Source organism: Shigella sp. FC1544 (genome assembly GCF_001722145.1).
Classification (GTDB): Bacteria; Pseudomonadota; Gammaproteobacteria; order Enterobacterales; family Enterobacteriaceae; genus Escherichia; species Escherichia coli.
The window spans coordinates 1-733 of sequence record NZ_MECT01000372.1 but is presented as its reverse complement, the minus strand read 5'-3'; the positions used below and the strand labels follow the sequence as shown (position 1 = coordinate 733).

Below are 733 nucleotides of genomic sequence, written 5' to 3'. Positions count from 1 at the left end.
TGGCCACACTGGAGCGTCTTCTGAGCCTGCTGTCGGCCTTTGAGGTCGTGGTATGGATGACGGATGGCTGGCCGCTGTATGAATCACGCCTGAAGGGAAAGCTGCACGTTATCAGCAAGCGTTACACTCAGCGCATTGAGCGACATAATCTGAATCTGAGACAACATCTGGCAAGGCTGGGACGGAAGTCACTGTCGTTCTCAAAATCGGTGGAGCTGCATGACAAGGTCATCGGGCATTATCTGAACATAAAACACTATCAGTAAGTTGGAGTCATTACCGGATGAAGAAGTCAAATTGCGACGTCATCATTTAGCCAAGTGTATGAAGGATTTTAAGACGGATATCTATTTCGTCTCAACGTTTAAACCATCAACAAAGTCGGTCGATTTACTCACAGTTGAAACCTTTGCTGGTACGGTATGTGAATATGCTGACATGCCAAAAGAGTGGACAACGACCCGAGGACTTTATGCCTCTTTCCGTTATGAAGGAAACTGGGAAAATTATCCTGACTGGGTGCGTAACATCTATCTGATAGAGTTGCCTGCCAGGGGGTTAGCCAGAGTGAACGGCAGCGATATTGAGCTCTTTTATTACAATGAAGATTTCGTAGAAAAGGATGGCAATGATGGTAAGCGTAAACTGACCGCCGTATGTAGCCATTAAGCCTGTATTGGTAACGTAGGTGCCCACCTTTTCAACTAGTGGACACCTGTTATGGAACAGAAAG

1 protein-coding gene and 1 pseudogene are annotated in these 733 nt (G+C 46.2%); both read left to right on the top strand.

The annotated features are described in order from the left end of the window. A partial coding sequence (locus BGK49_RS16515; RefSeq protein WP_000962175.1) for an IS1 family transposase occupies positions 1 to 266 on the top strand: 266 nt, incomplete at its 5' end. A 13-nt stretch (positions 267 to 279) separates the two neighbouring features. After that, positions 280 to 669 (top strand): annotated as a pseudogene (locus tag BGK49_RS16510) (helix-turn-helix domain-containing protein); the annotation flags it as partial. Positions 670 to 733: the final 64 nt, after the last annotated feature.